Annotated in this window: 19 protein-coding genes; 12 read left to right on the forward strand and 7 right to left on the reverse strand. The window is 62.7% G+C overall.

Translation table 11 applies throughout. The annotated features are described in order from the left end of the window. The first annotated feature begins 61 nt into the window (after positions 1–61). From NP945_RS00270 to NP945_RS00280, 3 genes are read left to right on the forward strand one after another with little or no spacing between them, the layout of a single operon-like run. Complete coding sequence (locus NP945_RS00270; RefSeq protein WP_256745265.1) at positions 62–673, forward strand: shikimate kinase; 612 nt, start codon at positions 62–64, stop codon at positions 671–673. Further along, positions 670–1806, forward strand: coding sequence for a 3-dehydroquinate synthase (gene aroB, locus NP945_RS00275; RefSeq protein ID WP_256745266.1), 1137 nt, complete (start codon positions 670–672; stop codon positions 1804–1806). The genes NP945_RS00270 and aroB overlap by 4 nt, the downstream gene beginning before the upstream one ends. Beyond that, a complete protein-coding gene (locus tag NP945_RS00280; protein ID WP_127323131.1) occupies positions 1803–2696 on the forward strand; it encodes an HlyC/CorC family transporter in 894 nt (297 codons plus the stop codon). Before aroB ends, NP945_RS00280 begins: the two co-directional genes overlap by 4 nt. Before the next feature lie 24 nt (positions 2697–2720). On the opposite strand, the gene NP945_RS00285 is transcribed toward NP945_RS00280, so the two are convergent. Genes NP945_RS00285 through NP945_RS00295 form a run of 3 tightly spaced genes read right to left on the reverse strand, consistent with a single transcriptional unit; the run spans position 2721 to position 7549 of the window. Then, positions 2721–4262, reverse strand: a complete 1542-nt coding sequence (locus NP945_RS00285; protein WP_256745267.1) for a SpoVR family protein — start codon at positions 4260–4262, stop codon at positions 2721–2723. Between the two features lie 9 nt (positions 4263–4271). After that, positions 4272–5582 carry a YeaH/YhbH family protein gene (locus NP945_RS00290; protein ID WP_128308428.1) on the reverse strand — a complete coding sequence of 437 codons (1311 nt, stop codon included), beginning with the start codon at positions 5580–5582 and terminating at the stop codon, positions 4272–4274. A gap of 17 nt (positions 5583–5599) precedes the next feature. Further along, on the reverse strand, positions 5600–7549 hold the full coding sequence (locus NP945_RS00295; protein ID WP_256745268.1) for a PrkA family serine protein kinase: 1950 nt from the start codon (positions 7547–7549) through the stop codon (positions 5600–5602). Positions 7550–7789: 240 nt separating this feature from the next. Here NP945_RS00295 and NP945_RS00300 point away from each other — a divergent pair, with 240 nt between their 5' ends. Continuing rightward, entirely contained in the window at positions 7790–8596 is an 807-nt protein-coding gene (locus NP945_RS00300) for an alpha/beta hydrolase (RefSeq protein WP_256745269.1), read from the forward strand. Positions 8597–8696: 100 nt separating this feature from the next. Beyond that, on the forward strand, positions 8697–10250 hold the full coding sequence (locus NP945_RS00305; protein ID WP_256745270.1) for an acetolactate synthase large subunit: 1554 nt from the start codon (positions 8697–8699) through the stop codon (positions 10248–10250). 30 nt (positions 10251–10280) lie between these two features. Here the strand turns inward: NP945_RS00305 and NP945_RS00310 are convergent, their stop codons facing one another. Next, the gene (locus NP945_RS00310) at positions 10281–10583 is read right to left on the reverse strand and encodes a BolA family transcriptional regulator (RefSeq protein ID WP_027038090.1); all 303 of its coding nucleotides are present in this window, start codon (positions 10581–10583) and stop codon (positions 10281–10283) included. A 181-nt stretch (positions 10584–10764) separates the two neighbouring features. On the opposite strand from NP945_RS00310, the gene NP945_RS00315 reads away from it, so the two are divergent. From NP945_RS00315 to NP945_RS00330, 4 genes are all read left to right on the forward strand, one after another. Further along, positions 10765–11394, forward strand: coding sequence for a J domain-containing protein (locus tag NP945_RS00315; RefSeq protein WP_013529366.1), 630 nt, complete (start codon positions 10765–10767; stop codon positions 11392–11394). 123 nt (positions 11395–11517) lie between these two features. Then, positions 11518–12504 (forward strand): cobaltochelatase subunit CobS, encoded by a 987-nt coding sequence (gene cobS / locus NP945_RS00320; protein WP_013529367.1) that lies wholly within the window; start codon positions 11518–11520, stop codon positions 12502–12504. Positions 12505–12515: 11 nt separating this feature from the next. Continuing rightward, positions 12516–14417, forward strand: a complete 1902-nt coding sequence (cobT, locus tag NP945_RS00325; RefSeq protein WP_256745271.1) for a cobaltochelatase subunit CobT — start codon at positions 12516–12518, stop codon at positions 14415–14417. After that, positions 14414–15442 carry an esterase-like activity of phytase family protein gene (locus tag NP945_RS00330; protein ID WP_256745272.1) on the forward strand — a complete coding sequence of 343 codons (1029 nt, stop codon included), beginning with the start codon at positions 14414–14416 and terminating at the stop codon, positions 15440–15442. The genes cobT and NP945_RS00330 overlap by 4 nt, the downstream gene beginning before the upstream one ends. Before the next feature lie 10 nt (positions 15443–15452). Here NP945_RS00330 and NP945_RS00335 read toward each other — a convergent pair whose 3' ends face one another. The 3 genes from NP945_RS00335 to rpmB all read right to left on the reverse strand — a co-directional run bounded on the left by NP945_RS00335 (position 15453) and on the right by rpmB (position 17347). Then, positions 15453–16124 carry a hypothetical protein gene (locus NP945_RS00335; protein WP_256745273.1) on the reverse strand — a complete coding sequence of 224 codons (672 nt, stop codon included), beginning with the start codon at positions 16122–16124 and terminating at the stop codon, positions 15453–15455. A gap of 59 nt (positions 16125–16183) precedes the next feature. Then, the gene (locus tag NP945_RS00340; RefSeq protein WP_127266961.1) at positions 16184–16864 is read right to left on the reverse strand and encodes a queuosine precursor transporter; all 681 of its coding nucleotides are present in this window, start codon (positions 16862–16864) and stop codon (positions 16184–16186) included. 186 nt (positions 16865–17050) lie between these two features. Then, positions 17051–17347, reverse strand: coding sequence for a 50S ribosomal protein L28 (gene rpmB / locus NP945_RS00345; protein WP_013529373.1), 297 nt, complete (start codon positions 17345–17347; stop codon positions 17051–17053). Between the two features lie 257 nt (positions 17348–17604). On the opposite strand from rpmB, the gene NP945_RS00350 reads away from it, so the two are divergent. The 3 genes from NP945_RS00350 to NP945_RS00360 are packed head-to-tail and all read left to right on the forward strand — an operon-like array spanning position 17605 to position 20043. Continuing rightward, positions 17605–18393: a DUF3108 domain-containing protein gene (locus NP945_RS00350; RefSeq protein ID WP_256745274.1), complete on the forward strand. Its 789-nt coding sequence runs from the start codon at positions 17605–17607 to the stop codon at positions 18391–18393. A gap of 34 nt (positions 18394–18427) precedes the next feature. Then, positions 18428–19360, forward strand: a complete 933-nt coding sequence (locus NP945_RS00355; protein ID WP_256745275.1) for a DMT family transporter — start codon at positions 18428–18430, stop codon at positions 19358–19360. Further along, positions 19357–20043, forward strand: coding sequence for a lysoplasmalogenase family protein (locus tag NP945_RS00360; protein ID WP_256745276.1), 687 nt, complete (start codon positions 19357–19359; stop codon positions 20041–20043). Before NP945_RS00355 ends, NP945_RS00360 begins: the two co-directional genes overlap by 4 nt. Position 20044: the final 1 nt, after the last annotated feature.

Genomic DNA, 20044 nt, shown 5'->3' on the forward strand with positions numbered 1-20044 from the left:
GCTTGACGCAAACGGGCTTTTCATGTCGATACGCCGGCAAAGAGGGCCTTCGAAACATCCGATGAACGCGCTGCCAGCAAATCCTCCAGACGAGATCCACGCCGCGTTGCTTGGCCGGCTGGGCAGCCGTTCCGTCGTCTTCGTCGGATTGATGGGTGCCGGCAAGACGGCGATCGGCCGCAAGGTGGCGACGATGCTGGCTCTGCCCTTCATCGACAGCGACCAGGAGATCGAAAGCGTCTCGCGCATGACCGTTCCGGAGCTGTTCGAGCGCTATGGCGAGACCGAATTCCGGGCGCTGGAGCAGCGCGTCATCCTGCGCGTGCTGGAAAACGGCCCGCAGGTGCTGTCGACCGGCGGCGGCGCCTTCATGAATGCGCAGACGCGCGAGGCGATTGCAGCCCAGGGCGTGTCGGTATGGCTGAAGGCCGAGCTCGATCTTCTGATGGACCGCGTCTCCAAGAAACAGAACCGGCCATTGTTGAAAAGTGCCGATCCGCGCGCCGTGCTGGAGCGGCTGATGGGCGAGCGCTATCCGGTCTACGCGACATCTGATGTCACCGTGCCGACCCGCGACGACCGCAAGGAAGTCATCGCGACCGAGGTGGTGGACGCGCTGTGCCGGCATTTCGGCATCGATGAGACGACGGCGACGGGCGAGGTGGAACAGTGAGCATCGAGGCACCCGTTGTCGTCGAAGTCGGCCTTGGCGACCGGACCTACGATATCCTGATAGGTTCGGGGTTGTTGGCCCGCGCGGGTGCCGAGATATCGGGCCGCCTGCCGGGTACACGCGCCGCGGTCGTCACCGACGCCAATGTCGCGGCAGCGCATCTCGCTACCCTTCAGGCCAGCCTCGAAACGGACGGCATCCAGACCGCCGTGATCACGTTGCCGCCCGGCGAGAAGACCAAGAGTTTTGCTCATCTCGAAGAGGTGGTCGACGGTGTGCTGGCTGCGAAACTGGAACGCGGCGACATCGTCATCGCCTTCGGCGGCGGCGTTATCGGCGACCTTGCCGGCTTTGCCGCCGGCATCGTGCGGCGCGGGATGAATTTCGTGCAGATCCCGACCTCGCTGCTGGCGCAGGTCGATTCCTCGGTCGGCGGCAAGACCGGCATCAACAGCCCACGCGGCAAGAACCTCGTCGGCGTCTTCCATCAGCCGAAACTGGTGTTGGCCGACACCGGGGTGCTCGACACGCTGCCTATCCGCGAATTCCGCGCCGGCTATGCCGAACTCGCCAAATACGGGCTCATCGACCGGCCAGAATTTTTCACCTGGCTGGAAAAGAATTGGGTCCAGGTTTTCGCCGGCGGGCCGGAGAGGGCGCAGGCTATTGCCGAAGCCTGCCGCGCCAAGGCCGAAATGGTTGCGCGCGACGAATTCGAGACCGGCGACCGCGCGCTGCTCAATCTCGGCCACACATTCGGCCACGCGCTGGAAGCCGCCACCCGGTATGACGGAGCCCGCCTCGTCCATGGCGAAGGCGTCGCCATCGGCATGGCGCTGGCCTACCGGTTCTCGTCGCGGCTCAATCTGGCAAGCCCCGATGATGCCGCGCGCGTCGAGGCGCATCTGCGTGCCGTCGGCCTGCCCTGGCGGATAGCGGACATCCCGGGCGATCTGCCTGACGCCGAGGCGCTGCTTGCCTTCATCACCCAGGACAAGAAGGTATCGCGCGGCGCGCTGACCTTCATCCTGACGCGCGGCGTCGGCCAAGCCTTCATCGCCAAGGACGTGCCGGCCTCGGAAGTGCTGTCGTTCCTCAGGGAGAATCACCCAAAGGAAAGCGACCGGAGATGAACGAGCCCGGCTGGATCGTCGTCGCCGTCCTTGCCATCCTCATCCTGCTGCTCGTTGCCGTGCGCACGCGCCTGCTTGCCATGTTCGGATACGAGCTTTCGCGCATCGAGCCGCAGCGTTCCAGCCAGGACGAGTTGCGCGGCGCGGTCGACGATTTCCGCCGCGACGGCCAGGTGGTGCGCGAGGATCGCGACCGCGTCGGTGGCCTGTTCGATCTCGCCGAACTCGAAGTCTCCGACATCATGGTCCACCGCACCAACATGCGCTCGGTCAATGCCGACAATGCGCCGGAAGCGGTGGTGCGCGAGATCTTGCAAAGCCCGCACACCCGCATGCCGCTGTGGAAAGGCTCGCTCGACAACATCGTCGGCGTGCTGCATGCAAAGGATCTGCTGCGCGCCTTGAACGAAGTCGGCAACGACTTCTCCAGGATCGATGTGATGAAGATCGCCTCGAAGCCCTGGTTCGTGCCCGACACCACGACCTTGCAGGAACAGCTCAACGCCTTCCTTCGCCGCAAAGCGCATTTCGCCGTCGTCGTCGACGAATATGGCGAGGTCGAAGGACTGGTGACGCTGGAGGACATTATCGAGGAGATCGTCGGCGAGATCGCCGACGAGCATGATGTCGACATACAGGGCGTCAAGCAGGAGGCCGACGGCTCCGTGGTCGTCGACGGTACGGTGCCGATCCGTGACCTCAACCGGGCTCTCGACTGGAACCTGCCGGATGAGGAGGCCACCACCATTGCCGGCCTCGTCATCCACGAGACGCAATCGATCCCCGAGGAGAAGCAGGCTTTTACGTTCCACGGCAAGCGCTTCATCGTCATGAAACGCGACAAGAACCGGATCGCAAGGCTGAGGATCAGGCCAGCCGGCGACACCTGATACGCGAAGGGAGGCCGGGGCACGTCATCCGGCGATCTGGCTGGTCGAGCGTTCGTGGATCGTCGCGCCGGTCTCGGCATCCATGGCCGCCAGGCTGACTTCATAACCCCAAAGCCTGCGGATGTGACGAAGCGTGGCGTCGCGGCTGGCATCCTCGAGAAGGATGCCGTCATTGACCTTGTGCTGCAGGCGCAAATGGCGGTCGCCGAGCAGATCGACATCCACCACCTGAATGTCCGGCCGGTTCGCGCCGAGATCATAGCTGTTGGCGAGCGTGGCGCGTATCTTGGCGTAGCCGCGCTCGTCGTGGATCGAGGCGACCAGACAATGCGGTTGGTCGGCAGCGTCGCCAAGCACAAAAAACCGCCATTTCCGGATCAAGGCCGGACTGAGGTACTGGCGGATGAAGGATTCGTCGCGATGCTCGGCCCAGGCGTCAAGCAGGACCTCGCGCCAGTTGCCCTGGCCAGCGATGTCGGGGAACCAATCGCGGTCCTCGGCCGTGGGTTTGGTCGACATGCGCTGAATGTCCTGCATCATGTCGAGGCCGAGAGCATAGGGGTTGATGCCTGAAAAACGCGGATCGTCGAAGGCCGGCTGAAAGACCACGTTGGAATGATTGCGCAGGATTTCGAGCATGGCGCCTTCGCTGATCTGGCCGCGGTCGAACAGCATGTTCATCAGCGTATAGTGCACGAACGTGGCGCAGCCCTCGTTCATCACCTGTGTTTGCCGTTGCGGGTAAAAATATTGCGCGATGACCCGAACGATCCTGATGATCTCACGCTGCCAGGGCTCCAGGACCGGGCTGTTCTTTTCCAGGAAATAGAGCAGGTTTTCCTCAGGCAGGTTTAGCGATTTCTTCCGCTCCGGGTCCTGGCCCTTGTCGTTGGCCGCTTGCTGCGAAGGCGGCAGCGTACGCCACAAGTCGTTGTAGGAGCGCTCCTCGTATTCGAGACGCTCGCGAATTCCTTCGCGTTGCCGTTCCGAAGACAGCCTCGGCGGCCGGTGATAGCGAAACACGCCCTGATCCATCAGCGCGTGGGCGGAATCGAGCACAGCCTCGACGGCGGCGAGGCCGTGCCGCTCCTCGCAACGGACTATGTAGCCCTTGGCGAAGTCCAGGTAGCCGAGGATCGCACCTGCATCCGTCCATTGTTTGAACAATTGATTGTTCTTGAAGAAATGATTGTGCCCGAGCGCTGCATGGGCCGTCACCAAGGCCTGCAGGGCCATGGTGTTTTCCTCCATCAGATAGACGATGCAGGGATTGGAATTGATGACCAGTTCATAAGCAAGCCCTCGCCCGCCCTTGCGATAGAGCAGATCCTGGTGGAGGAAATGTTTGCCGAAAGACCAGTGACGGTACATCAATGGCATGCCAATGGACGAATAGGCGTCGAGCATCTGTTGCGAGGAGATGATCTCCATCTGAACGGGATAGGTGTCCAGATGAAGCTCTTCGACCGCAAGTGCCTCGATCGCGTCATAGGCCCGCGACAATGTTTTGAAATCCCAGTCGGACCCTGAAAAAAGCAGGCTGGATTTGCTGGCTTGTCTGACCATCGGGAACCCTCATGCCCGCTTGAGGGAGACCGGCTGCCTGCCGAAAAGCTGGCGAAAGACCGGGTAGATATCGGCGGGCGTAGCGATGCGGCTCATCTGGAAGTTCGGCCATTTCTGGTCGATGGCGTTATAGGCACGCCACAGCGATGTCCCGTTTTCGGTCGAGCCGAAAATATGGGCTTCACGCTCGTCGATGATCTCGACATAGGCAAAATACTGGCACAGCCGCATGAGCTCGCCGTTGAGCAGCGAAATGCATCGCTCTGAATCGCCGGCGAAATTGTCGCCGTCCGAGGCCTGGGCAGCATAGATATTCCAGTCGTGGGCCGGGTAGCGGCTCGCGATAATACGGTGCATTTCCTCCAGCGCGGTGGAAACGACAGTGCCGCCGCTTTGGGTGTTGTAGAAAAATGTCTCCTCGTCGACCTCCTGAGCCAGGTGCGTGTGGCGGATGAAGACAATCTCGATGCGGTCGTAGCGTCGTTTCAAGAACAGGTGCAGCAAGACGAAGAAGCGCTTGGCCAGATCCTTCTCGCGCTCGCCCATGGACCCGGACACGTCCATCAGACAGAACATGACGGCATTGGCGTTCGGCACCGGCCGGGAATCGAAGCGGTTGAAGCGGATGTCAACCGGATCGACATAGGCAATGCGTCGGCGGCGTCGTTCCAGCCGGTCAAGCTCTTCGCGCAATGCCGCGATACGCTGGCGCGCGTCGGCGCTGGATGGCGCCTCCTCGAGCGAGGCGATTTCCTCGAGGATCGCATCCAGTTCGACCTGCTTGGGGCGCCTCAGCGCAATGCGGCGGCCGTGGCTGTTGCGCATCGTGCGGCCGACATTGATGTTGGTCGGCGAACCGGTGGCGGCGAAGCCCGCCCTGCGCGGCTTGAAGGCAAGGATCTCCTTGAGGTTGAGCTTGACCATGTCGGGGAGTTCGAGATCCTCGAAGAAAAGATCGAGCACTTCCTCGCGCGACAGTACGAAACGAAAGTCGTCCTCGGATGCCTTGTTTCCCGGGGACGACGCTCCCCCGCCGCCTCCGCCGGGCTTGGGGATCAGGTCTCCAGCGGAGAAATGCCTGTTGCCCGGCAAGATGTGCTGGCGCCTGCCACTGTCGCGGGCGTTGCTGAAGCTCGGCTCGCTTGTGCCTCTTTCGGGCATGCGCACGGCGTGCTCGGAATCCGCGTCGGCGATCCTGCCGGTGCGGATCTGGTCGCGTATGCTCCGTTTCAATTCCTCGCGCGCGCGTCGCAGGAAGCGCTGGCGATTGCCGAGGCTCTTGTCTTTCGGGTTCAGGCGGCGGTCGATGAAGATCGGCATGGAACCATCCGGGTTCTCTAACCCGCCCTGTTCACCCGCATGTACCAGTCCACAAGGCGACGAACCTGCCGCTCTGTGTAGCCGCGCTCGACCATCCGCTGCACGAATTCATTGTGCCGCTTTTCCGTGACGCTGTCCTGCTTGGAGCCGAAACTGATCACCGGCAGGAGGTCCTCGACCTGGCCGAACATGCGTTTCTCGATGACTTCCCGCAGCTTTTCGTAACTTGTCCACGCCGGGTTGCGGCCATGGTTTCTTGCACGGGCGCGCAGCGTGAATTTCACCACCTCATTGCGGAAGTCCTTGGGATTGGCGATGCCGGCCGGTTTTTCGACCTGCGAAAGCTCGTTGTCCAAAACCTCGCGGTTGAGGATCTGGCCGGTGTCGGGATCCTTGTAGTCCTGGTCTTCGATCCAGGCGTCGGCATAGGCGATGTAGCGGTCGAAAAGATTCTGGCCGTACTCGCTGTACGATTCCAGATAGGCTTTCTGGATCTCATGGCCGATGAATTCGGCATACCGCGCGGCCAGCTCGGACTTGATGAACTCCAGATAGGCGGCTTCCGTCTCCTTCGGAAACTGTTCGCGCTTGATCGCCTCCTCCAGGATGTACATGAGGTGCACGGGGTCGGCGGCCACCTCTTCAGTGTCGTAGTTGAAGGTCTGCGACAGGATCTTGAAGGCAAAGCGCGTGCTGACGCCTGCCATGCCCTCGTCGACGCCGGCGGCGTCCCGATATTCCTGAACCGACTTCGCCTTGGGGTCGACCTCCTTGAGGTTCTCGCCATCATAGGCGCGCATCTTGGTGTAGAGCGGCGAATTGTCGTGCTCGGCCAAGCGGGTCGAGACGGTAAACCGGCTGAGGATGTCCAGCACCTCGGGAGCGCAGGGACTGGCGGCCAATTCGCTCTCCCGCAGCAGTTTCTCGTAGATCTGCCGCTCTTCGGTTATCCGCAGGCAATACGGCACCTTGACCACGAGGATGCGATCGAGAAAAGCCTCATTGTTCTTGTTGTTCTTGAACTGCAGCCATTCCGACTCGTTGGAATGGGCCACGATGATTCCCTGGTAGGGAAAGGCGCCGAAATTTTCGGTGCCGTTGTAGCTGCCTTCCTGGGTAGCGGTCAGCAGCGGATGCAGGACCTTGATAGGCGCCTTGAACATCTCGACGAATTCAAGCAGGCCCTGAGTGGTCCGGTTCAGTCCGCCACTATAGGAATAGGCGTCCGGATCGGATTGGCTGAAGTTTTCCAATTGCCGGATGTCCACCTTGCCGACCAGGGCTGAGACGTCCTGATTGTTCTCGTCGCCAGGCTCGGTCTTGGCGATGCCGATCTGGCGCAGTCGCGACGGCATCAGCTTGACGACGCTGAACTTGGAAATGTCGCCGGAAAGTTCGTCGAGGCGCTTGGCCGCCCATGGCGAAATGAGCCCATTCAACCGGCGTCGGGCAATGCCGTATTTTTCCTCCAGCAGGTCGCCCATGCGATCAGGATGGAAAAGACCAAGCGGCGATTCGAAAACCGGGCTGACCTGGTTGCCGACCTTCAACGTGTAGATAGGGCGCTGTTCCATCAACTTCTTCAGCCGCTCGGCAAGGGAGGATTTGCCGCCGCCGACCGGACCGAGCAAATAGAGGATTTGCTTGCGCTCCTCGAGCCCCTGCGACGCATAGCGAAAATAGCCGGCGATGCGCTCGATTGTGTCCTCCATGCCATAGAAATCGGCAAAGGAGGGGTACACTTTCAGGGTCCGATTGGAGAAAATGCGGCCGAGCCGCTCATCCTTGCTGGTGTCGACCAGGTTCGGCTCGCCGATCGCCTCGACCATCCGTTCAGGCGCCGAGGCATACATCGACTTGTCCTCGCGGCAGGCAAGGAGATATTGCTGGATGCTGATCTCTTCCTGCGCCGCGTTGGTGTAAATTTCCGAAAACAGATCAAAGACGTCAGACTGGTTCTCTCGCATGATGCTTTTGCCCTCGGAGCCGCTGTGGCTTCCATTCGGCTCACCTCGCATTCAACTGTCGGGGGGTACCGTTTGTTCCCTTCATGTGAAGAGGTGGCTGCGATCGTAAGATTTGAGGCCACTCCGAGATCAAGGCGCTCGGTGCGGAGCGGCATTCAGCGCGGGTAGCGGGTGTGTTGCGAATCCCTGACTGGACGGCTGGGGCCGCCGCGTGCAGTCTTGCCTCGTCAGGAGACAGTGATGATCGATCGACGAAGCCTGATCATGGCCTCGGTGGCGGCGATGCTGCCATTGAAAGCATCGGCCGCGTCGGAAACACGCCGACCCACGCCAAAAACCTTAGACTACGGGTCGGCCAAGCTCGACATCTATGCGCCCGATGGTGCAATCGGCCTGCCGGTCGTGTTTTTCGTTCATGGCGGCACCTGGCAGTTTGGCAAACGCAGTCAGGTCAACGCCAAACCGGCCTTCCTGCTCGCCAACGGCTTCTGCTTCGTCTCCATCGATTACCGCATGCTGCCGCAGGCCGATGTCGCCACCCAGGCCGGTGACGTCGAAAAGGCATACGCTTTCATCAGGGCCAACATCGCCCGGCATGGCGGCGATCCCAACCGCATTGTCGGCATGGGCCATTCGGCCGGCTGCCATCTGATTGCGCTGACCGGCATGCGCGGCGGATTGCCCGGCATAGCCGCGCTCATTCTCGACGATACCAGGGCCTATGATCTTGCAGCACTTGCCAAGAAGGGCGGCATGGTGCGGGCCTATGCCCGCGTCTTTTCCAATCCCGCGCAATGGGCGGCACTGTCGCCGGCCAGCCATGTCGACGGCCGCAAGCACCCGCCGACGTTCATTGCCTATTCGCGCGCCCCTGGCCGGAGTGAGGACTCCAAGGCCTTTGCCGAGCGCCTGCGCGCGACGGGCACCCAGGTCACACTGTTCGACGGCAGCGCCTACACGCATATGTCGATCAATCGCGATTTCGGCGAGGACGGTGACGCGCTGACCGCTGCCGCGCTGGCATTCCTGAAATCGACGGTTGGCTGATCCTTACGGCACTGGATCAGATCAAAAGTGGCGGCGGGATATTGCTGTGCGGGCGCGCCCGGGTGCAAGTGCTCTTCGATCGTGAGCGGGAGGGAATTGCATGAACGGCGCCGATGTCCTGTGTGACGTGCTTCTGGCCAACGATGTGACGGTCTGCTTTGCCAATCCCGGCACCTCCGAAATGCACTTCGTTGCCGCACTTGATCGCAAGCCGAAAATGCGTTGCGTGCTCGGGCTGTTCGAAGGGGTGGTGACTGGTGCCGCCGATGGCTATGCGCGGATGACCGATCGGCCGGCCGCGACGCTGCTGCATACCGGTCCCGGCCTGGCCAACGGGCTCGCCAACATGCACAATGCCCGGCGTGCCTTCAGCCCGATGATCAACATCGTCGGCGACCATGCGTCTTACCATCTGCCGCTCGATGCCCCGCTCACCAGCGATATCGAGAGCCTTGCGGCGCCGATGTCCAACTGGGTCGGCCGCGTCAAGGGCCCGGCCGATATCGTGCCGGCAGCTGAAGCAGCCTTTCGCGCCTCGCTGACACCGCCCGGCGTCGCGACGATGATCCTGCCGGCGGATGCTGCCTGGGGCGCAGTCGACGCGGTTTCGGTCGGCAAGGTGAAGCTGGTGCCAGCGCCGGCCGTCGATATGGACGCCGTGCGCAAGGTCGCCGCGGCGATCCGTACCGCTCCGGGCCGGGCAGGCATGATCGTTCGCGGAAAGGCCGCACGCGCCGATGCGCTCGCCATCGCCGGGCAGATTTCGACGGGCAGCGATGTCCGCCTGTTCGGCGAGGTTCTGATCGCACGGATGCAACGCGGGCGTGGGCGTGTCGCGCCGACCCGCATCCCCTATCCGGTCGATGCGGCGATGGCTGTGCTGAGCGACGTCGATGTTCTGATCCTGGTCGGTGCGAAGGAGCCGGTTGCCTTCTTCGCCTATCCGGGGAAACCGGGACGGCTCGTGCGGGAAGGCTGCGAGGTGCTGACACTGGCCGCCCATGGCGACGATCTGCATGCGGCGCTGGAGGCGCTTCGCGACGAACTTGGCATCAAACCGTCACAACAACAGGTGCTCGCGGCCGCTTTTCCCGACGAGGCAACGCCGAACGGCAAGCTGACGGAAGATGGCATCGCGCTGTCGGTGGCGCGCAAACTGCCGGCCGATGCGATCGTTTGCGATGAAGCGGTCACCTCGGCCAGGCGTTTCTTCGCGCTGTCGGCCTTTGCAGCGCCGCACGACTACATGATGGGCACGGGCGGATCGATCGGCGGCGGCATCCCGATGGCGACCGGGGCGGCAATCGCCTGTCCGGACCGCAAGGTGATCAACCTCGAAGCCGACGGCAGCGGCATGTACACGGTGCAGGGATTGTGGACGCAGGCGCGGGAAAAGCTCGACGTGGTGACGATCGTGTTTTCCAACCGAACCTATGCGATCCTGCACGGCGAGATGAAGAATGTCGGCGTCGGCGCCATCGGCGAGAACGCCAGGCGCATGCTCGACATCGACCATCCCTCGCTCGACTGGATTTCGCTGGCCAAAGGCATGGGCGTGGAGGCAGCCCGCGCCGAGACGTGCGAGCGGTTCGAAGCGCTGCTGGACAGCGCGCTGTCACGGCGTGGCCCGTTCCTCATCGAAGCGGTGCTCTGAGCGCGGCGAAAAACGATCGGCGGAACCGAACTACCAGCGCGTCTTTTCGCCGGGAGCCGCCGGTTCGATCGCCAGCGCGTGCACGCCGGCCTGCAATTCGTCGGCAAGCAGTTCATTGACGGCGCGGTGACGGTCGATGCGGCTCATGCCGGCAAAGGCGGAAGCGACGACGCGGACGCGAAAATGCGTCTCGCCGGTGCCGTCATAAGTGCCGTGATGGTCGGAGCCGTGATGATGGTGGCCGGCATGGAGATGGCTCTCGTTGATGATAACCAGCCTGTCCGGCGAAAATGCCTTATTGAGCTTGTCTTCCATGGTCGCCTGTATGGACATCGCCATCTCCCTTCACCACATATCGCTGGCGTCTCGGCCTGGAAACCGAAAATCGGTTTCGCAAGGGGCCGCCGCCGAGCAACAAAATCCGCCATTCGCCTGCTTTATGCCGCGATTCAGCGGTTAGGGCGATGATCGCGAAAATGTCAATTCTTGTTTCGCATCTGCGAACGCCCCATAAATGGGTAAGATGAAGCCGTACCCCAAATATTTCGAGAAGATTCGCGTCCGCCCCGACAAGGACGCGGAGCTGAAGTCGCACTCGCCGATCTGCCAGTGGGACGGCTGCAAGGAAGCGGGCACCCATCGTGCGCCGGTCGGGCGCATGAAGGAAGGCGAGTATTTCCACTTCTGCTTCGATCATGTGCGCGAGTACAACAAGGGCTTCAACTACTTTTCCGGCGTGCCGGACACCGAGGTCGCGCGCTTCCAGAAGGAAGCCATGACCGGGCACCGGCCGACCTGGAAAATGGGCGCCAACGGAGCCTCGACGCGATCGTCGCCCGATATGGCCCAGATGCGTTCCGGCCGGGCCGGCTACTATAACCGCATGCGCGACCCGTTCGACCTGTTCAAGGGACCGAAGGATCCGCGCGAGGCGCGCGAGCGCAAGGCCAAGCCGCTTGAGGCCAAGGCGCTGGAAACGCTTGGTCTTGATACAAAGGCGACTGGCAAGGAGATCAAGGCGCGCTATAAGGAACTGGTGAAACTGCACCATCCGGATGCGAATGGTGGCGACAGAGGTTCGGAAGACCGGTTCCGCGATGTGCTGCAGGCCTATCGCGTGCTCAAACAGGCGGGCCTGTGCTGAGCGGCCATACGGTTCGTGTCGTTTTCCAACTTTCATAAGGTTGGAAAAGGCTCTAAGACCGCCCCCGGACAAAATCGATTGCCGGCGAAATCAGACGTTTCGCCCGTGGAGACGTTGAGAGATATGAACAAGGTCGATCGTGACATCGCCAACCTGCCCGACACGACGGTGTCGGTGAAGGAGAAATTCGGCTTCGAGTCCAAGATGGTGGTGCCGGCCTATTCGGTGACATCGGAGCATGTGCCGGACATCGATCCGGACTATCTGTTCGACAAGAACACGACGATGGCGATCCTTGCGGGCTTTGCCTACAACCGCCGCGTCATGGTGTCGGGCTATCACGGCACCGGCAAGTCGACCCATATCGAACAGGTCGCCGCTCGCCTCAACTGGCCTTGCGTGCGCGTCAACCTCGACAGCCATGTCAGCCGTATCGATCTCGTCGGCAAGGACGCGATCGTCGTCAAGGACGGTTTGCAGATCACCGAATTCCGCGACGGCATCCTGCCCTGGGCCTACCAGCACAATGTCGCGCTGTGCTTCGACGAGTACGATGCCGGCCGTCCGGATGTGATGTTCGTCATCCAGCGCGTGCTGGAATCGTCGGGCCGGCTGACGCTGCTCGACCAGAGCCGGGTCATTCGCCCGCATCCGGCCTTCCGGCTGTTCTCGACCGCAAACACCGTCGGCCTTGGCGACACCACCGGCCTCTATCACGGCACCCAGCAGATCAACCAGGCGCAGATGGACCGCTGGTCGATCGTCACCACGCTGAACTATTTGCCGCACGACAACGAAGTCGCCATCGTGCTGGCCAAGGCCAAGCACTATCGCGACGGCAAGGGCAAGGACATCGTCAACAAGATGGTGCGCGTCGCCGACATGACGCGCTCGGCCTTCATCAACGGCGATCTGTCGACCGTGATGAGCCCGCGCACGGTGATCACCTGGGCCGAGAATGCCGAGATATTCGGCAATATCGGCATGGCGTTCCGGCTGACCTTCCTCAACAAATGCGACGAACTGGAGCGCTCGGTGGTGGCCGAGTTCTATCAGCGCGCCTTCGGCGAGGATCTGCCCGAGAGCGCCGCCAACGTGGTGCTGGGCTAAGCAGGGTCTCGATGGCGGGTCCGGGCGACAACACGCGCAACAAGTCGAAGACGGGGTCTGAAGCCGACAGCTTCAAGCGTGCCGTCACCGTCTGCATGCGCGCCATTGCCGGCGACAAGGAACTGGAGGTCGGTTTCGCCAAGGACCGGCCCGCACTTGCCGGCAGCCGCGCGCGTCTGCCCGAATTGCCGAAGAAGGCGTCCAAGACCGATATTGCGATCACCCGCGGCCTCGGCGATTCCATGGCGCTGAAGCGCGCCTGCCATGATGTGCGCATCCACACCAAGCTGGCGCCGGAAGGCAAGGCGGCCCGCGCCATCTATGACGCGGTCGAGCAGGCCCGCGTCGAGGCGATAGGCTCACGCGCCATGCAGGGCGTCGCCGACAATATCGGCTCGATGCTGGAGGACAAATACGCCAAGGCCAACCTCGTCGACATCAAGGACAAGGCCGACGCGCCGATCGAGGAAGCTCTTGCCCTGATGGTGCGCGAGAAGCTGACCGGCCGCCCGGTCCCGAAAAGCGGCGAGCGGCTGGTCGAACTCTGGCGCCCTTGGGTCGAGGAGAAGGCCAAGGCCGACCTCGACGGATTGTCGGCCAAGCTCGGCGACCAGCAGGCGTTCGCCCGGGTCGTGCGCGAGATGCTCGTCTCCATGGAAATGGCCGAGGAACTTGGCGACGACCAGGAGACGGAAGATTCCGAGGACAATGACGACAACCAGCCGCAAGGCGAGGAGCAGAGCGAGGAGGGTGGCGAAGAGGATTCCGGCTCCGAGCAGTCGCAGTCCGAGGATGCCGAAGCTTCGGCCGATGACGAGCAGTCGGCCGAGACGGAAGCCTCCGATGCCACCGCCGACGATCTGTCCGACGATGACGACGCCGATGCCGAAACACCCGGCGAGGCGCGCCGTAACGACAATCCCTTCACCAATCTGCCGAAGGAAATCGACTACAAGGTCTTCACCACCGCTTTCGACGAGACGGTCGGCGCCGAGGAGCTGTGCGAAGAGGAAGAACTCGACCGGCTGCGTGCCTTCCTCGACAAGCAGCTGGCCAATCTGTCCGGCGTCGTCGGGCGGTTGGCCAACCGCCTGCAGCGCCGGCTGATGGCACAACAGAACCGCTCCTGGGATTTCGACCTGGAAGAGGGTTACCTCGACCCGGCAAGGCTGGTGCGGGTCGTCATCGACCCGATGCAGCCGCTGTCGTTCAAGCAGGAGCGCGACACCAAATTTCGCGACACGGTGGTGACGCTGGTGCTCGACAATTCCGGCTCAATGCGCGGCCGGCCGATCACGGTCGCGGCAACCTGCGCCGACATCTTGGCGCGCACGCTGGAGCGTTGCGGCGTCTCGGTCGAGATCCTCGGCTTCACGACACGGGCGTGGAAGGGCGGGCAGGCGCGCGAGAAATGGCTGAAGGACGGCAAGCCGCCGAATCCTGGCCGGCTCAACGATCTGCGCCACATCATCTACAAGTCCGCCGACCATCCGTGGCGGCGGGCGCGGCGCAATCTCGGCCTGATGATGCGCGAAGGCCTGCTTAAGGAAAATATCGACGGCGAGGCGCTGCTGTGGGCGCATAACCGGCTGATCGCCCGGCCCGAGCAGCGCAAGATCCTGATGATGATCTCGGACGGCGCGCCGGTCGACGATTCAACGCTGTCGGTCAATCCGGGCAATTATCTCGAGCGCCATCTGCGCGCCGTCATCGAGCTGATCGAGACGCGTTCGCCGGTGGAACTGCTGGCCATCGGCATCGGCCACGACGTCACGCGCTACTACCGCCGCGCTGTCACCATCGTCGATGCCGAGGAGCTGGCCGGCGCCATGACCGAGCAGCTGGCTTCGCTGTTCGCCGAGGAAAGCGCGAAGGATACGCGACGCGGCGGTGGTATGCGGCGCGCCGGATGATTTCCAGGCGCGGCGGGTTTCGGCAGACGCTTTTCGCCGCCATCGTCCTGCTTTCCGGCGTGGCTTCGGCAGCAGCCGGTTTGGCAGACTCTGGTTCTGTCGAACCGGTCGAAATCTCGGCCCGCCCGATCACCCAATTCCACATTGGCCGTGCCGACAAGCAGTTCGGCGCTTTCGAATTCGTCGGCGGGCTGGAGATGACCTCGCCGACACGCGATTTCGGCGCGCTGTCAGCCTTCCGCTTCCTGAAAGCCGGCGGTGATTTCATCGGCGTTGCCGACACCGGCTTCTGGTTCTTCGGCACGGTGGTCCGCGACGCGGAAAAGCGACCCTCCGGCATCCAGAATTTCCGCATGCAGCAGATGGTCGACCAGACCGGCCGGCCGATCGACAGGAAATGGGAGGTCGATGCGGAAGGTCTCGCGGTCAAGGACGGCATCGCCACCGTCGGCTTCGAGCGCAGCCACCGCGTCGCCCAGTTCAAGATCGACCCCAACGACATGAAGGCGCCGTTCAAGCCGCTGGATTTCGTCGTGCCGGCCCGCGAGCTGCGCCAGAATCGCGGCTTCGAGACCGTCACCCACGCCAATGCCAACGGCCAGCATGAGGGCGGCCTGGTCGTGGTCTCCGAGAAGAGCCTGGACAAGGCCGGCAACATCTATGCCGCCATCATCGAAGGGCCGCACAAGGGCGTCTTCACCGTCAAGCGCAATGGCGATTTCGACATCACCGACGGCGCCTTCCTGCCCGATGGTGATCTGTTGCTTCTGGAGCGCAGTTTCTCGATGGCCAGCGGCGTCAAGATGCGGCTGCGGCGCATCTACGGCGAAAGCGTCGAGAAGGGCGCGGTCGCCGACGGGCCGGTGCTGCTGGAGGCCGACATGGACTACCAGATCGACAATATGGAAGGGCTCGACGTCTGGAGCCGCGACGACGGCGCGCTGATGGTGTCGCTGATCTCGGACGACAACCACTCGATCCTGCAGCGCAACCTCTATCTGGAATTCATTCTCCACCAGGATTGACCCGCCGGCTTTACGTCCTGGTGGCGATCCAGATGACATGGCGGGCGCCGCGCTTGCCGTTGGCGCGCGTACTGACCTCTTCGACCGCGAAGCCTGCCTGCTTCAGCCGCCGCGTGAAGCCGCTGTCGGGGCCTTGCGACCACACCGCCAGCACGCCGCCGGGTTTCAGGGCGCTGCGTGCGGCTGCGAGGCCTTGCACGCTGTAAAGTGCGTCGTTGGATTTGTGGACGATGCCTTCCGGGCCGTTGTCGACATCGAGCAGGATGGCGTCCCAGGCCGCGGGCCGCGACCGGATCAACTGCCCGACATCGGTTTCCTGGATGGTGACGCGAGGATCGTCGAGACAGCCGTCAAAGATTTCGGCCATCGGGCCACGTGCCCAGGCGACGACGGCGGGCACCAGTTCGGCGACGACAATTCCGGCATCATTGGCCAATTCTGTGAGTGCGGCGCGCAAGGTAAAACCCATGCCAAGCCCACCGATCAGGATTGTGGGCCGGCTATGGCCGGCAATCCGCTCACAGGACAGTTTTGCCAGCGCTTCCTCGGAACCGCTGAGGCGGCTGTTCATGAGCTCGTTGGTGCCCAGCATGATCGAGAATTCGGTGCCGCGCCGCTTGAGGCGAAGTTCTTGTCCGCCGTCCGGGGTCTTTGCCGAATCGAGCTGAACCCACGGGATCATGATCTTTGTCCGACCATGATCTTTTCCGAAAATCGGGTCCCACTTTTCGGGATCATGGTTTAAGCCGCAACAGCGGGCTGGCTCCAGCGGGCCGCGAGCAGACGGTAGGGGATCAACGCCACCACGGCGATGATCAGCTTCACGCTGAGGTCGCCCAGCGCCCAGGAGATCCAACGCATCGCGTCGACATGGAAGACGCCCATCAAGGGTGCGTTTTCCAACGCAAAGCCGTCGTTGGGACCAGCGAAGGCAAAGGCGGCCGAGAACGCGACGGTGAAGAACACGGCTGTGTCGAACACCGACCCGACCAGCGTGCCGACGATCGGCGCCCGCCACCAGCTCTGGCGGCGCAGCCGGTTGAAGACAGTCACATCGAGCAATTGCGCGGCAAGGAACGCCGCTCCGGACGCGGCCGCGATCCGCACCAGCCGGTCGGCGGCGGTCTCGAATTCGATCAGGCCGTGACGGAACAGGAAGGGCGGGACAAGGATCGAGCAGATCACCGCCGTCATGAAGCCGACAAAGACGATCCGGCGCGCCACAGTGGGGCCGTAACGGCGGTTGGCGAGGTCGGTGACCAGAAACGAGAAGGGATAGGTGAAGGCCCCCCAGGTCAGAAGGTCGGCCAGCGAGAGGCCGCCGATCTGGCCCTGCATCGGGAATTGCACGAGAATGTTCGATGCCACGACGACAAGCGTCATGGCGGCCACGAAGGGCAAGTATCGCGAGAAGAAAGTCATTTTTTTATCCTGGGTAATGGAACCAGCGGAACGTATTCCTAAATCGGATTACGCTAGCTTCGGAGTTTGAGCATCGGATTGCCGAAACCTTGCGGCTTCGATCCGATGCCTAGGCCAACAAAAGGTTGGCCAGAGGCCAACAACAAGAGGTTGGCCAGGGCGGTCGTCCCCCGCCTTTGAACTGTTTTAAGCGGCAGCCTGTTCGGCGGTCTTCTTGGCGATCTGCTTCTTCAGCAAACGGGCGCGCTGCGACAATTCCTTGACGTCGGCCTTGGCCAGGAAGGCGTCGAGGCCGCCGCGATGTTCGACCGAACGCAGCGCGTTGGCCGAAATGCGAAGACGCACGTTCTGGTTCAGCGCTTCCGAAATCAGCGTCACATTGACGAGGTTCGGCAGGAAGCGACGCTTGGTCTTGTTGTTGGCGTGGCTCACATTGTTGCCGGACATGACTGCCTTGGCAGTGAGTTCGCAGGTGCGGGACATTGTTCTAACCTTCAGTTCTCGGGGTCTGCCAAACACTCAAGCCCACGCCGGGTGGCGCGCGGTTCTGGTCAGGCGGCCTTATGGAAAAAGTTGGCGTTCCATAGTTGCATTTCGCCGAGGCGTCAAGCTCCAGCTTGCCTGCGGACACGCCCGGCATTTCATATTAAGGCCGGAATTCATCCTATAAGCGGTTCCATAGGGACATGCCAGACCGGAGTTGCCCGCCTCCGGCCGAAAATCAAGGACCCGATCCCGCCATGCTTCGTTCGCCACATGCCCTTGTTGCCATGCTTGCCATAGCTTTGCCGTCCGCCGCGTCTGCTGCCTCGCCGCAGTCGTTCAAGGGCGAGTACACGGTGTCGTTCCTCGGCCTTTCGATAGCGAAATCAACGTTTTCCAGCCGCTATGAGAACGGCGCCTACGCGATCCAAGGCAGTGTCACCGCGGCAGGGCTGGCCAAGCTGTTCGACGACACGCGCGGCACGATCTCATCCAAGGGCACGATCGCGGGCAAGAAAATGGTGCCGCAGGCATTCCGCGCCGACTACACCTCCGGCAAGAAAGCATCGGTGGTCGATATCCGCTTTGCCAATGGCAGGGTCACCTCGACGAAGGTCGTACCGGCACCGGGCAAACGCGACCCCAAGAACTGGGTGCCGCTCGGTGCCGGCGACCTGGCGTCGGTGCTCGATCCCATGGCCGCCACCGTCATTCATGCCGACAGTCTCGACCAGGTCTGCGGCCGCACGGTGAAGTTCTATGACGGCGAGATGCGTGCCGACCTGACGTTGACCTACGCGTCGAAAGGCACGATCTCGGTCCCAGGCTACAAGGGCGACACCGTCACCTGCCGGATGGGCTTCGAGCCGGTGGCGGGTTATCGCAAGGGCCGCAAGGCGCTCAACTATCTCAAGAACAAAAGCCGCATGATGGTGACGTTTGCACCGCTCGGCCAAACCGGCGTATATGCGCCGATCCGTGCCACGGTGGGCACGCAGATCGGCACCTTGACCATCAGCGCCGGGCGTTTCGAAGCCGTACAATAGCCAGGCGCGGAATTGGCGCGCCACTGGAGACAGAATGGGGCGCGCAACACTGATCGGCTTTTCGGCGGTCGCCATGTGGGCGTTGCTCGCACTGCTCACCGATGCGTCGGGCCAGGTGCCGCCGTTCCTCTTGTCGGCGATCACCTTCTCGATCGGCACCGGGGTCGGGCTCATCGCGCGGCTGTTCATGCCGGCACCCGACAAGAGCCAGAAGATACCGCCGCAGGTGTGGCTGATCGGCATTGCCGGCCTGTTCGGCTACCACTTCTTCTATTTCACCGCGCTGCGCAATGCGCCGGCGGTGGAGGCGAGCCTGATCGCCTATCTGTGGCCGCTGCTGATCGTGCTCGGCTCGGCGCTGATGCCGGGCGAAAAACTGGCGTGGAACCATGTCGTCGGCGCGCTGCTCGGCCTTGCCGGCACCGTGCTGATCGTCACCAAGGGTGGCGGGCTGGCCTTCGACGCCCGCTATTCCTTCGGCTATGCCATGGCTGCCGTCTGCGCCGTCCTGTGGTCGTCCTATTCGTTGTTGTCGCGGCGCTTCCCCTCGGTGCCGACCAGCATCGTCACCTGGTTCTGTGCTGCCACCGCGGTGCTGTCGCTCGCCTGCCACCTGGCGCTGGAACAGACCGTTCTGCCCGTCGGCGCCGGCCAGTGGCTGGCGGTGCTTGGTCTTGGCCTGATGCCGGTGGGCGCTGCCTTCTATGCCTGGGACATCGGCGTCAAGCGCGGCAACATCCAGGTGTTGGGTGCCGCAAGCTACGCCGCACCGCTGCTGTCGACGCTGGTGCTGATCGCGGCCGGCGTCGCCGAGCCGTCGTTGCGCATCCTCGCCGCCTGCGTGCTCATCACCGGTGGCGCGGCGCTCGCCGCAAAATCGCTGTTCCTGCGCAAGCCTGCCGCAACCGAGAGAGCCGCGGCATCCGAAGGCGGAGCCCGGGGCATTCGAAGGCGGAGCCGGGCATGACGATGCCGTTTGCGGGCGGTATCGACGCCAATGCCAATGCGACACTGATTTTTTCGCTGGCGGCGGCGATGATCTATGCGTTCACGCTAGGCATGCCGTCGACGCTCGCCCGCTCGGCGGCAAAGACGCTTGCCGTGGCGATGCTTGCCGTTCTGGCCGGGCTGCAGGGCGGCCCGCTGCTGCTGGTCGCCGCGCTCGCCCTCAGCGCCGCTGGCGACGCATTCCTGTCGCGCGACGGTGAAAAGGCGTTTCTCGGCGGTCTGGCCAGTTTTCTCGTCGCCCACATCGTCTATGTCGCGCTGTTCCTGCGCAGCGGTGGCGGATTGGGAGTGCTTGGTGCCGAGCCGTGGCGCGGTGCGATCGCGCTCGCCATGGCGCTGTTCGTGGTCATCATGCTGGCGGCGCTGTGGCGTCGCGTCGGTCCCAGCCTGCGTATCCCGATCACCGTCTATATCGCCGCGATCCTGGCAATGGGCATCTCGGCGCTGACAACAAGCAATATGTGGGTGATCGGTGGCGCCGTGCTGTTCATGGTATCGGACGGGCTGCTCGCCACCGAGAAATTCCTTGTCGCCGCCATCTCGCCCCACCGCGCCTGGATGCGCTTCGCCGTCTGGGCGCTGTACTACGCCGCCCAACTCGCGACGACACTTGGGTTCCTGCTAAATTTGGGTTCTTATTGAG

The organism is Mesorhizobium sp. LMG17149, assembly GCF_024518695.1.
Taxonomy (GTDB): domain Bacteria; phylum Pseudomonadota; class Alphaproteobacteria; order Rhizobiales; family Rhizobiaceae; genus Mesorhizobium.